This is a genomic window from Roseateles chitinivorans, from assembly GCF_050632145.1.
Lineage (GTDB): Bacteria > Pseudomonadota > Gammaproteobacteria > Burkholderiales > Burkholderiaceae_C > Roseateles > Roseateles chitinivorans_B.
In genome coordinates this window covers 2,805,424-2,817,700 of record NZ_CP192577.1, presented here as the reverse complement: position 1 = coordinate 2,817,700, position 12,277 = coordinate 2,805,424, and the positions used below count along the sequence as shown (strand labels likewise).

At 67.8% G+C, this 12,277-nt stretch carries 11 protein-coding genes and 2 pseudogenes; 7 read left to right on the top strand and 6 right to left on the bottom strand.

Annotated features, from left to right (window positions below):
• Positions 1–143: 143 nt before the first annotated feature.
• From aspS to ACQ86G_RS13020, 4 genes and pseudogenes are all read right to left on the bottom strand, one after another.
• Positions 144–1,936: pseudogene (aspS, locus tag ACQ86G_RS13035) on the bottom strand (aspartate--tRNA ligase).
• A 163-nt stretch (positions 1,937–2,099) separates the two neighbouring features.
• Entirely contained in the window at positions 2,100–2,774 is a 675-nt protein-coding gene (locus ACQ86G_RS13030; RefSeq protein WP_431260946.1) for a DUF502 domain-containing protein, read from the bottom strand.
• 21 nt (positions 2,775–2,795) lie between these two features.
• A complete protein-coding gene (locus ACQ86G_RS13025; RefSeq protein ID WP_431260945.1) occupies positions 2,796–3,146 on the bottom strand; it encodes an FmdB family zinc ribbon protein in 351 nt (116 codons plus the stop codon).
• Positions 3,147–3,247: 101 nt separating this feature from the next.
• Positions 3,248–4,693, bottom strand: a complete 1,446-nt coding sequence (locus tag ACQ86G_RS13020; RefSeq protein WP_431260944.1) for a sodium:solute symporter family protein — start codon at positions 4,691–4,693, stop codon at positions 3,248–3,250.
• A 496-nt stretch (positions 4,694–5,189) separates the two neighbouring features.
• On the opposite strand from ACQ86G_RS13020, the gene ACQ86G_RS13015 reads away from it, so the two are divergent.
• The 3 genes from ACQ86G_RS13015 (at position 5,190) to ACQ86G_RS13005 (ending at position 6,337) form a co-directional block, all read left to right on the top strand.
• Positions 5,190–5,411 (top strand): FliM/FliN family flagellar motor switch protein, encoded by a 222-nt coding sequence (locus ACQ86G_RS13015; RefSeq protein ID WP_431260943.1) that lies wholly within the window; start codon positions 5,190–5,192, stop codon positions 5,409–5,411.
• Between the two features lie 180 nt (positions 5,412–5,591).
• Entirely contained in the window at positions 5,592–5,789 is a 198-nt protein-coding gene (locus ACQ86G_RS13010) for a hypothetical protein (RefSeq protein ID WP_431260942.1), read from the top strand.
• Positions 5,747–6,337: a sigma-70 family RNA polymerase sigma factor gene (locus ACQ86G_RS13005; protein ID WP_431260941.1), complete on the top strand. Its 591-nt coding sequence runs from the start codon at positions 5,747–5,749 to the stop codon at positions 6,335–6,337. The genes ACQ86G_RS13010 and ACQ86G_RS13005 overlap by 43 nt, the downstream gene beginning before the upstream one ends.
• Positions 6,338–6,352: 15 nt before the next feature.
• Here the strand turns inward: ACQ86G_RS13005 and ubiB are convergent, their stop codons facing one another.
• The gene (ubiB, locus tag ACQ86G_RS13000; protein WP_431260940.1) at positions 6,353–7,906 is read right to left on the bottom strand and encodes a ubiquinone biosynthesis regulatory protein kinase UbiB; all 1,554 of its coding nucleotides are present in this window, start codon (positions 7,904–7,906) and stop codon (positions 6,353–6,355) included.
• Positions 7,907–7,914: 8 nt separating this feature from the next.
• Positions 7,915–8,448, bottom strand: coding sequence for a hypothetical protein (locus ACQ86G_RS12995; protein WP_431260939.1), 534 nt, complete (start codon positions 8,446–8,448; stop codon positions 7,915–7,917).
• A gap of 137 nt (positions 8,449–8,585) precedes the next feature.
• Between ACQ86G_RS12995 and ACQ86G_RS12990 the strand changes: the two are divergent.
• The 4 genes and pseudogenes from ACQ86G_RS12990 to galE all read left to right on the top strand — a co-directional run.
• Positions 8,586–8,975, top strand: a pseudogene (locus ACQ86G_RS12990) (undecaprenyl-phosphate glucose phosphotransferase); the annotation flags it as partial.
• A 20-nt stretch (positions 8,976–8,995) separates the two neighbouring features.
• On the top strand, positions 8,996–9,979 hold the full coding sequence (locus ACQ86G_RS12985; RefSeq protein ID WP_431260938.1) for an undecaprenyl-phosphate glucose phosphotransferase: 984 nt from the start codon (positions 8,996–8,998) through the stop codon (positions 9,977–9,979).
• Positions 9,980–10,007: 28 nt separating this feature from the next.
• Positions 10,008–11,180, top strand: a complete 1,173-nt coding sequence (locus ACQ86G_RS12980; RefSeq protein WP_431260937.1) for a hypothetical protein — start codon at positions 10,008–10,010, stop codon at positions 11,178–11,180.
• Between the two features lie 16 nt (positions 11,181–11,196).
• Complete coding sequence (galE, locus tag ACQ86G_RS12975; protein ID WP_431260936.1) at positions 11,197–12,219, top strand: UDP-glucose 4-epimerase GalE; 1,023 nt, start codon at positions 11,197–11,199, stop codon at positions 12,217–12,219.
• Positions 12,220–12,277: the final 58 nt, after the last annotated feature.

Below are 12,277 nucleotides of genomic sequence, written 5' to 3'. Positions count from 1 at the left end.
CCGTTTGACGTCACGCGCGTCGGCGACGGCGCTCCGCGCCCGCGCGACGCCAGCCCACAAAAACAACGCCCCGACGGCATCAGCCGCGGGGCGTTGTTCATCGTGCCGCGGCGTTGTTCAACGCCGCGGCGGCTTCGCGGGCATCAAGCCGTGGCCGCGCCCGGGTTGCGCAGGCGGATGTGCAGTTCGCGCAACTGCTTCTCGTCGACGAAGGACGGCGCGCCGGTCAGCAGGCACCGCGCGCGCTGCGTCTTCGGGAACGCGATCACGTCGCGGATCGACTCGGCCTTGGTCATCAGCGTCACCAGGCGGTCCAGGCCGAAGGCCAGGCCACCGTGCGGGGGGCGCCGTACTGCAGCGCGTCCAGCAGGAAGCCGAACTTCACGCGCTGTTCCTCGGGGCTGATGTTCAGCGCCTCGAAGACCTTGGCCTGCACGTCGGCCTTGTGGATACGCACCGATCCGCCACCCAGCTCCCAGCCGTTGAGCACCATGTCGTAGGCCTTGGCCACGCACTTGCCCGGGTCGGTGACCATCAGGTCCTCGTGGCCGTCCTTCGGCGCGGTGAACGGGTGGTGCACGGCGGCCCAGCGCTTGTTCTCCTCGTCTTCCTCGAACATCGGGAAGTCGACGACCCACAGCGGCGCCCACTTGTCCTCGAAGAGACCGGTGGTCTTGCCGAACTCGCTGTGACCGATCTTCAGGCGCAGGCCGCCGATGGCGTCGTTGACGACCTTGGCCTTGTCGGCGCCGAAGAAGATCAGGTCGCCATCCTTGGCGCCGGTGCGCGACAGGATGTCCGCGACCGCCTTGTCGTGCAGGTTCTTCACGATCGGCGACTGCAGGCCCTCGCGACCCTTGGCCACTTCATTGACCTTGATCCAGGCCAGGCCCTTGGCGCCGTAGATCTTGACGAACTCGGTGTAGCTGTCGATCTCGCCGCGGCTCATCGTCGCGCCGCCGGGCACGCGCAGCGCGACCACGCGGCCGCCCGGGGTCGTGGCCGGACCGGAGAAGACCTTGAAGTCGACATCGCCCATCACGTCGGTCAGCTCGGTGAACTCGAGGTTGACGCGCAGGTCGGGCTTGTCGGAGCCGAAGCGGTGCATCGCCTCGGCGTACTTCATCACCGGGTAGTCGCCCAGCTCGACGTCCAGCGCCTTGCGGAAGACGTGGCGGATCATGCCCTCGAACATCGCGCGGATCTCTTCCTCGCCCAGGAACGAGGTCTCGATGTCGATCTGCGTGAATTCGGGCTGGCGGTCGGCGCGCAGGTCTTCGTCGCGGAAGCACTTCGTGATCTGGTAGTAGCGGTCGAAGCCCGCCACCATCAGCAGCTGCTTGAACAGCTGCGGCGACTGCGGCAGCGCGAAGAACATGCCGTCATGGACGCGCGACGGGACCAGGTAGTCGCGCGCACCTTCCGGGGTGCTCTTCGTGAGCATCGGCGTCTCGATGTCGACGAAACCGTGCTCGTCCAGGAACTTGCGCGCTTCCATCGCCACGCGGTAGCGCAGCATCAGGTTGTTCTGCATGTACGGGCGGCGCAGGTCCAGCACGCGGTGCGTCAGGCGCGTGGTCTCGGAGATGTTCTCGTCGTCCAGCGGGAAGGCCGGCGTCACCGACGGGTTCAGCACTTCCAGCTCGTGGCACAGGACTTCGACCTTGCCGCTGGCGACGTTGCCGTTCTGCTTGTCGGCCGGGCGCGCGCGCACCTTGCCGACGACCTTGATGCAGAACTCGCTGCGCACGCTTTCGGCCACCTTGAACATCTCGGGGCGGTCGGGGTCGCAGACGACCTGCACGAGCCCTTCGCGGTCGCGCAGTTCGATGAAGATGACGCCGCCGTGGTCACGGCTGCGATGGGCCCAGCCCATCAGGGTCACGGTCTGGTCCAGCAGCTTTTCGCTGACTTGGCCGGCATAGCAGGTACGCATGGGGTTCTCCGGAAATTCTTCAGTGTTCGGGGCGGGGCTGGCGGTCCGTCGTCGATGCGCTGTCGGCGCGGGGCTCGACGGGCGTGGCCAGCTCGATCAAAAGGGCGCTGGCGGGGTCCTGCGGACCCTCAGGACTGAGCGCTTGCCGGGGCGCTCAGCCCGGTCAATTTCGGGTGGCTTCGCTCGGCAGGACGATCGCAGGATCCCCCTGGGGCGCAACGACACCCATCGAGATGATGTATTTGAGCGCTTCGTCGACGCTCATCGCCAAAGGCCGCAACTGCGCCCGGGGCATCATCAGGAAGAAGCCCGAGGTGGGGTTGGGCGTCGTCGGCACGTACAGCGCGACGTGCTCGTCGGCCTCGGCACCGCTGAGCGTGCCCAGCTGCTGGGCCACCTCGCCACGCGGCGTGCCGGTGACGAAGGCGATGGTCCACGAGCCCTGGTGCGGATACGGCACCAACACCGCCTCGCGGAAGGCGTTGCCGCTGGACGAGAACAGCGTGTCCGAGACCTGCTTGACCGAGCTGTAGATGCTCTTGACGATGGGGATCTTGTAGAGCAGCCGGTCCCACTGCCGCAGCCACCACTGACCGAAGATGTTCGCGACGAACATGCCGGTCAGCATCAGCAGCGCCACCATGACGACCACCCCGAGCCCGGGGATGTCGTGCAGCTGCTTGAGCGATTCCTGGGCGGCCAGCGGCAGCACGGCGCCGACGGCCGACAGCAGCCAGACGAAGACGCCGTCGATCATGCCGAGCACCCAGAGGAGCACCCAGACGGTGATCGCGAGCGGGAGCCAGACCAGCAGGCCGGTGATGATGTACTTGCGCATGCCTGGGTCCGGGCCTCGGGATCAGTGGCAGGCGCAGGAGCCGCCGCAGGCCGTGCCCGAGGAGGACGCCGACGAGCCGGAAGAGGAGTCGGAAGAGGCGGAGGACGCGGCGGTCGACCCGCCCGACGTCGCAGGCGCCTCGGCCCCGGCGGCAGGCGCGGTGGCGGCGGTCGCCGCGGCCGCGGTCGACCCGCCGCGGAAGTCGGTCGCGTACCAGCCCGAGCCCTTCAACTGGAAGCCGGCGGCGGTGACCTGCTTCGAGAAGCTCTCCGCGCCACAGGCGGGGCAGACAGTCAGCGGGGCGTCGGACAGCTTCTGCAGCACGTCTTTGGCGTGGCCGCAGGCGCCGCAGCGGTAAGCGTAGATCGGCATGGGTGGGGACTACCGGGTCAAAACCCGAAATTATATAGAGAGCGCCGCTGACGCCGGCCCGGGTATCGGTCCGACCGCAGGCGGGCGCCGTGCGCCCGGGCTCAGGCCCCGCCGGCCAGGCGGTGGTGCGATCCGTGCGAATCCTTGATCGCCTGCGGGCCCAGCGAGCCGACCAGCATGCCGACGATGCCCGCCAGCAGGCCGGCCAGCTGCGCGGGGAACTGCTCGCCCGCGGGCGTGAGCAGGAACAGCAGCCACGCGACCACGCCCAGCACGATCGCGAAGATCGCGCCCTGCGTGGTCGCGCGCTTCCAGTACAGGCCGAAGACCAGCGGCACGAAGGCGCCGACCAGCGTCACCTGGTAGGCGCTGGAGACCATCTCGTAGATCGAGGTGCCCTGCAGCGCGATCGCGTAGCCGCAGACGCAGACCGAGAACAGCAGCACGGCGATGCGCATGGTGCGCAGTTCCTGCTTGTCCGACACGCGCGGGAAGAACTGGCGCCAGATGTTCTCGACGAAGGTCACCGACGGCGCCAGCAGCGTGGCCGAGGCGGTCGACTTCAGCGCCGACAGCAGCGCGCCGAAGAAGATCACCTGCATCACGAAGGGCATCTTGTCGATCACCAGCGTCGGGATGACCTGCTGCGGATCCTCGGCGATCAGCTGCTTCGCTTCGGTGGGCATGATGATCAGCGCGCTCACGACGATGAACATCGGCACGAAGGCGAACAGGATGTAGCAGAGGCCGCCGATGACCGGGCCTCGCGTCGCGGCCTTCACGTCCTTGGCGGACATCACGCGCTGGAACACGTCCTGCTGGGGGATCGAGCCCAGCATCATGGTCACGGCCGCGCCGAGGAAGAACACGATGTCGTGGAAGCTCGGTTCGGGCAGGAAGCGGAACATGTCCTGGCTGCTGGCCAGCGCGATGACCTTGTCGGCGCCGCCCGCCATGTCGGCCGCGAACCACGCGATGATGGACAGGCCGACCACCAGGATGATCATCTGGATGAAGTCGGTGACCGCCACCGACCACATGCCGCCGAACAGCGTGTAGGCCAGGATGGACGCCGTGCCGATCATCATGCCCACCGGGATGCTGATCGCGCCGCCCGACAGCAGCTTGAACACCAGGCCCAGCGCCGTCACCTGCGCCGCCACCCAGCCGAGGTAGGACAGGATGATGATGAAGCTGCAGACCACCTCGACCACGCGGCCGTAGCGCTCGCGGTAGTAGTCGCTGATCGTCAGCAGCGTCATCTTGTAGAGCCTGGCCGCGAAGAACAGGCCCACCAGGATCAGGCACGACCCGGCACCGAAGGGATCCTCGACCACGCCGTTCAACCCCGTCTGCACGAACTTGGCCGGGATGCCCAGCACGGTCTCCGAACCGAACCAGGTCGCGAAGGTCGTCGTGATGATCATCACCAGCGGCAGATGGCGGCCGGCGATGGCGAAGTCCGCGGTGTTCTTGACCCGTCTGGCGGCCCACAGACCGATCGCGATGGTGACAAGCAGGTAGAGGATGACCAGGGTCAGGAGCATGGCGGCGGGCCTTGGGAATGCGGGGAAGGCAGGGGCGCGGGAGTCCGCACACAAAATTGCGCGCGGATTATCCCCGGAACGTCGAGCCCTGCCGCCCAGGGTCCACCCGCCCTCGGGCCGGTCGCCGATCGTTCGGCGCCGACGCTGCCGGCCGCATCGCTCCGGACACGACAGGCGTCAAGCGGGATCGGACACGCTCCGACGTCCACGGTCACCACCCCGGTCACTACCCCGGTCGTCTTGACGACGCCCCTCCGGTTGACGCGAGCCGCCTGCGCCAGCGCGCGACCGCCATTCAAGCGACCCGGCGACGGCTTCCGCTTCGCCGCCCGATGCACGAGGCCAAAGCGGGCCGCGCTGCTTAGTTTCCGGGAGGCAACTAATCCATTTAGGCCAGGCCGACCACCTCACACGTGAGTTCCAGGGATGGGGCTCGACGGGGCGGCCGCCGTCCAATTCCTCTCATGCCTTTTCACCCCCAACGGAGCGCCGCGACGTGGATGCCCTGACCGTAGACCTGGATTTCATCGTTGGCCGCGTCGCCAAGACCGTCAGCGAATTGAGCGCGCTCGCGGCGGGTCAGACCATCCCCCTCGACGCGTTGACGTCGACCCCGGTGCGGATCGTCGCGCACGGCACCGAGCTCGGCACGGGGCAACTGGTCGAGCGCGAGGGTGGGATCGCCGTCGAGATCCTGACCTGGGGGAATCCGCGGTGAACGGACGCAGCCGCATCGCGCGGATCTCGCGATCCCCCTCATCGCCCCCGTTCTTCCTCCTGCGTCTGGCGCGGCGCGACCTCTGCTCTGTCCTAGGGAGCCCCCGGCTCCGGACCACCCCGTCGGGCCAGCGCCTGACACCGAGCCGAACGGGGATCCGGGCCTTCTTCGAGTCTGTTCATGAACCACCATACCGAAGCCATGGGCCACACGGGCGATGCCCACTCGCAAGAGCTCGCGATGCCCACGAGCCCGCCACCCTGCCCCCGGCTCGAGCTCGCGATCGACGACCTCGGGGATTCCGGGCAGGACGACCAGCTCGCCCCCTCGAGCCCGTGGACCCCGAACTCGTCCGGCAGCGTCAGCAGCTCGTGCTGACCCACATCGTCACGATCGCCCGGGACTCGCGCAGCGACTCCAGCAAGCTCAAGCGCTTCCTGCGGCGCTACGAGCGCTCGCCGGGTGAACTCGACGACATCATCCAGGACGCCATGCTGGAGGCGACGCGATGCGCGGACCGCTTCCAGGCGCGCTCGTCGGTGGAAACCTGGTTCTTCGGGATCGCCGCCAACGTCGCCCGCAATCATGTGGCGCGGTGCTCCAAGCGCAAAGGCCAGATGGAGAGCCTCGACGAATCGCCCCACATGATGGATGCGGAATCGGTGCATCGGCCGCGAGACGCCACCATGGACGTCAGCCAGCAGGTCGAATTCCGGCAACTCGCCGGGATCGTCGACGTGACCTTGTCCGGGCTGTCTCCGGACTTGCGCTACACCTTCGACCTGGCCTGCCTGCAGGAAGAGTCCTATCGCGACGTCGCCGAGATCCAGTCGATCCCGGTCGGCACGGTGCGATCGCGCGTGAACCGGGTGCGGACACTGCTGCGCTCGCGACTGAAGCAGGGCTTCGCGGACTACGCCACCTGACGCGTCCCGGCGCCCTCAGTCGATCCAGCGCATCGCGAGCTGGGTCAGCACCAGGGCCAGCATGAAGCCGCCGACGCCCCAGAGCAGTGCCTGCAACAGGTGGTTGGTGCGGCGCTGCTCCACCAGCAACTGCCGGGTCAGGTCGGCATGGCCGTCCTCGGCACGCTGGCGCAGGACCTCGTGCATCAGCCGCGGGAATTCCGGCACCATCTGCGCGAAGCGCGGCGCCTCCTTCTTCAGCTGGCGCAGGAACGCGCGCCAGCCGATCTGCTCGTCCATCCAGCGCTCGAGGAAGGGCTTGGCCGTCGCCCAGAGATCCAGGTCCGGATCGAGCTGCCGACCCAAACCTTCAATGTTGAGCAGCGTTTTTTGCAGCAAAACAAGCTGGGGTTGAATCTCCACGTTAAATCTGCGGGAGATCTGAAACAGGCGCATCAAGACCTGGCCCAGCGAGATGTCCTTCAGCGGCTTGTCGAAATGCGGCTCGCAGACGGTGCGCACCGCGCCTTCCAGTTCATCGACGCGGGTCTCGGGCGGCACCCAGCCGGATTCGATGTGCAGCTCCGCCACGCGCTTGTAGTCGCGACGGAAGAAGGCGATGAAGTTCTGCGCCAGGTAGTCCTTGTCGACCTCGGTCAACGTGCCGATGATGCCGAAGTCCAGCGCGATGTAACGGCCGAAGGTCTGCGGATCCAGGCTGACCTGGATGTTCCCGGGATGCATGTCGGCGTGGAAGAAGCCGTCGCGGAACACCTGCGTGAAGAAGATCGTGACCCCGTCGCGGGCCAGCTTCCTGATGTCGACGCCCGCCTCGCGCAGCCGCTCCAGCTGCGAGATCGGCACGCCGCGCATGCGCTCCATGACGATGACCTCGCTGCGGCAGAGCTCCCAGATCATCTCCGGCACCATCACCAGCTGCAGGTCCTGCATGTTGCGACGGAGCTGGGCCGCGTTGGCCGCCTCGCGCACCAGATCCAGCTCGTCGTGCAGATAGGTGTTGAACTCGCCGACGACCTCGCGCGGCTTCAGCCGCCGGCCGTCGGCGGAAAAACGTTCCACCCATCCCGCCAGCGTGCGCATCAGCGCCAGGTCGTCCTCGATGATGTCCAGCATCCCCGGCCGCAGCACCTTGACGGCGACTTCACGCCCGTCGTGCAGCGTCGCGAAATGGACCTGCGCGATCGACGCGCTGGCCACCGGCTCGGCGTCGAAGGTGGCGAACAGCTCCTCGATGCGGCGGCCGAAGGCGCGCTCGATCAGCTCGCGCGACAACTCGGCGGGGAACGGCGGGACGTTGTCCTGGAGCCGCGAGAGCTCCTCGATCATGTCGGGCGGCACCAGGTCGCGGCGCGTGGACAGCAGCTGGCCGAACTTGACGAAGATCGGCCCGAGCCGCTCGAGCGCGAGACGCAGGCGCACGCCGCGGGGCTGGTCCCAGGCACGGCCGACGGTGATCAGGCGGCGCAGGAAGCGGAACCGGCGACGCTTGAGCGTGGACAGCGCCAGCTCGTCGAGCCCGTGTCGATACAGGGTCCAGACGATGACCAGCAGGCGGGACAGGTACCTCATTCAGGACCTCATGCCCGGCCTTGGCCGTCGGGCATGAAGCGGCCCGCCGTGCGGGCCAGCGTCGCCATCGCCGCGGCCGCCGCCCGGCCGAAGCGGCCGAGCTGGTGCGCCACGACCGGGCCGGTGATGGCCGCCAGGTCGTCCTCGATGTCCCAGCGCACGTGATCGATCAGCCAGTTGAAGTCGCCGGCGAGTTGCGCGTCGCCCTGCACCCGCACGTCCGGACGCGCGCCCGACAAGGCCGCGAAGGCGGCGGCGGCGGGGTTGGACGCGTCCAGCTCGATGAGCAGGTCCGGTTCTTGCCTAGGGGCATCCTCGTCGCCCATCCGTTCCAGAAGACCGGCGGGGGTGATGCGCAGACGCAGATCCGGCGCAGCCGGCAGCATGGCCGGCCAGCCGGCCAGCCGCAGTCGCAACGTCTTTCCCGAGTGCGGGGCCAGGCGCGCGGTGGCGACAGGCTCGCGGGACATGACATGGTTGAGCAACAGCGTGATGCGATCCTGGACGGCGGGGGCGAGGAGCTTGGACCATTCTTGAAGCATGGGGCGGATTGTAGGCAGGGCGCGATGGCGCTCCGGCCGCAACGGAACCGGTGACAAGCTAGGGGGTCCGGTTACGAGTCCACGCAACGAATTGAGCGAGAATTTCCGGCTCTTGGCCGGGGAAGGACCACTGGGTAATGTTTGAGGACCGAAATTACAAAAGAACCTTCTACAGCGCGCCGCAGTCGGTCCAATCCTTCATCGCGGCCTTCCTGGAACCGACCCTGATCGTCCTGGTCTACCTGACCCTGCTGGCCTGGTTCGGCGAGCCGGTGATGCGTTCCACGTACACGCTGTGCATGCTGGTGTTCGCGCTGACCTTCCCGGGGCGCAACCGCTTCGCGGATCATCCCGCCAGCGCGGTCACCGACATCGTCGGTTCCTGGCTGATGCTGCTGCTGATCCTGGGCATGTTCGCCTACGCGACCAGCAGCTTCCATTACTTCGAACGGCCGGTGCTGCTGTGGTGGGCGCTGCTGACGCCTGTCGCGCAGATCGTGGCGGTCGAGATCGGCCGTCGCGTGCTGCGCTGGCGATCTCGCCAGCCGTGGATCCGTCGCACCGCCGTGATCATCGGCGCGGGCCCCTGGGCGCGAAGGTGGCACGGGCGCTGCAGTTCGGCCCCGTCGGTGGCGCCGACTGCCTGGGCTTCTTCGAGGACCGGACCGACGACCGGCTGCACCACGACTGCCTGGGCAAGGTGCTGGGCACGCTGCCGCAACTCAGCGACTACGTCCGCACGCACGGCGTGCGCGAGGTCTACATCACGCTGCCGCTGGGCTCGCAGCCGCGCATCCTGCGCCTGCTGGAACAGCTGCAGGGCACGACGGCGTCGCTGTTCTTCGTGCCCGACGTCTTCGGCATCAGCATCATCCAGGGCCGGCTGCAGGACGTGAACGGCGTGCCCGTCGTCGGCATCCTGGAGACCCCCTTCACCGGCGTGAACGAGGTCGTCAAGCGGATCAGCGACATCGTGCTGGCGTCGCTGATCCTGGTGCTGATCTCGCCGATCCTGGTGATGCTGGCCATCGGCGTGAAGATGAGTTCGCCGGGACCGGTGATCTTCCGCCAGCGCCGCAACGGCCTCGACGGCGAGGAGATCATGGTCTACAAGTTCCGCTCGATGCGCTCGATGGACAACGGCGCGGTCGTCAAGCAGGCGACCAAGGGCGACTCGCGCATCACGCCGTTCGGCGCCTTCATCCGCAAGACCTCGCTGGACGAGCTGCCGCAGTTCGTCAACGTGCTGCAGGGGCGCATGAGCATCGTCGGTCCGCGTCCGCACGCGGTCGCGCACAACGAGGAATACCGCCAGATCATCAAGGCCTACATGGTCCGCCACAAGGTCAAGCCGGGCATCACCGGCTGGGCCCAGGTCAACGGCCTGCGCGGCGAGACGGACACCGTGGACAAGATGAAGGCGCGCGTCGAATACGATCTCGAATACCTGCGCAACTGGTCGCTGGGGCTGGATCTCCAGATCATCGTCCGGACCGTGCGGCTGATGCTGTTCGATCGCCACGCCTACTGATGACGACAACAAGAAGGGGATCCCACCGATGAAGCGACTCCACCGCCTGGCCCTGCCGTCCGTGCTGCTGGCCACCGCCGCGGCGCCCGTGCTGGCGCAGAGCGATGCCGGCAGCCCCTGGTACCTCGGGGCTTCGCTGGGTCACTACTACACGGACAACGTGTTCCGCTCGAACGCCGCCTCCAACAGCGACCAGCTGACCTCGCTGAGCCTGCTGGCCGGCGCCGACACACGGCTGGGCCGCCAGCGCGTCCATGCCGACGCGCGCTTCAACGACACGCGCTACCAGCACAACAGCTCGCTGGACAACCGCGGCTACAACATCGACACCGGCCTCGACTGGGAAACCGCGGGCAACCTGTCCGGCACGCTGGACTACACCACCGCGCGCACGCTGGCCGACTTCAACAGCAACACCGGCATCGCCCCGACCACCGAGCGCAACCTGCAGACCGACCGCAGCCTGGGCGGCAGCATCCGGCTGGGCCTGCCCAACCTCTCGCCGTTCACGCTCGAAGGCACCTTCACGCGCCGCGAGCGCGACTACTCGCTGGCCCTCTGGGACAGCCAGGAGTACCGCCAGAACATGACGTCGCTGGGCCTGCTCTACAACGCCAGCAGCGCCTGGCGCTTCGGCGTGGCGGGCCGCTACACCAAGGGCCGCGTGCCCTCGAACGGCTTCGAGTGGGACCGCAAGGACATCGACCTGACCGCGCTGTGGCGCGCCACCGGCTCCAGCAGCCTGAACGCGCGGATCAGCCGCAGCACCTCGGACTCCTTCACCGGCGTCACCGGCGCGCTGAGCTGGAACTGGGCCCCGGGCGGCCGCTGGTCGCTCAACACCAAGCTGTCGCGCGACACCGGCGTCGAGGCCTACTACCTGGGCATCAACAACGGCCTGGCCGACTTCAACCGCGTGCAGACGGCGCTGCAGTCGCAACTCAGCTACCGCCTCAGCGGCAAGGTCACGGCCACGGCCGGCCTGGGCATCACGAAGCTGAGCCGCAACGGCGACATCGCCCTGCCCGGCGCCGGCGCCAAGGACGACTCCAAGCAGTACAGCCTGGGCCTGGCCTGGGAAGCGCTGCGCAACGTGACCGTGGGCTGCTCGTACACGCGCTTCGACCGCGACACGTCCAACGTGCTGTACTCCTACAACGCCTACACCGCCGGCTGCTACGTGCAGGGCATGATCCGCTGAGACCCGGGACCTCCTCATGGCCAACGACACCATCCTGCTGACCGGCGCGACCGGCTACATCGGCTCCCACACCTGGCTCGCGCTGCAGGCGGCGGGCTACCGCGTCGTCGGCGTGGACAACTTCAGCAACAGCTCGCCCAAGGTGCTGGAGCGCCTGACCGAACTCAGCGGCCAGACGCCGCTGTTCGAGAAGCTCGACGTCTGCGACGGCGCGGCGCTGGACGCGGTCTTCAACGAGTACCAGCCCGCGGCGGTGGTTCACTTCGCCGCCTACAAGGCGGTCGGCGAATCCACGACCAAGCCGCTGAGCTACTACCGCAACAACCTCGACGGCCTGCTGACCGTCTGCGAGACGATGCGCCGCCACGAGTGCAAGCGCATCGTCTTCTCGTCCAGCGCGACCGTCTACGGCCAGCCGAAGACCCTGCCGCTGCGCGAGGACGCGGACCTGATGGCCGTCAACCCGTACGGCGCGACCAAGCTGATCGGCGAGGGCATCCTGCGCGACCTGGGCGCGTCGGACCCGCGCTGGCAGACCGCCTGCCTGCGCTACTTCAACCCGGTCGGCGCCCACGACAGCGGCCGCATCGGCGAGGACCCGCGCGGCATCCCCAACAACCTGATGCCCTACGTGACGCAGGTCGCCGTGGGCCGCAGGGCGAAGCTGTCGATCTTCGGCGACGACTACGACACCCCCGACGGCACCGGCGTGCGCGACTACATCCACGTCGTCGACCTGGCCGAGGGCCATGTCGCGGCGCTGAACTTCCTGCTGCGCGGCGACGAGTCGATCTGGGTCAACCTCGGCACCGGCCGCGGCTACAGCGTGCTGGATCTGGTGAAGGCCTTCGCCGCCGCCAGCGGCCGCGAGATCCCCTACGAGATCGTCGCCCGCCGTCCCGGCGATGTCGCCGCCTGCTACGCCGATCCGGCGCTGGCCCGCGACAAGCTCGGCTGGTCCGCGAAGTACGATCTGCAGCGCATGTGCGAGGACAGCTGGCGCTGGCAGTCGTCGAACCCGAACGGCTTCGAGGCCTGACCGGCCGCCGGCGACGACCGGCACAGGTCCAGTTTTTTGATTCACCAGACACCCGGCG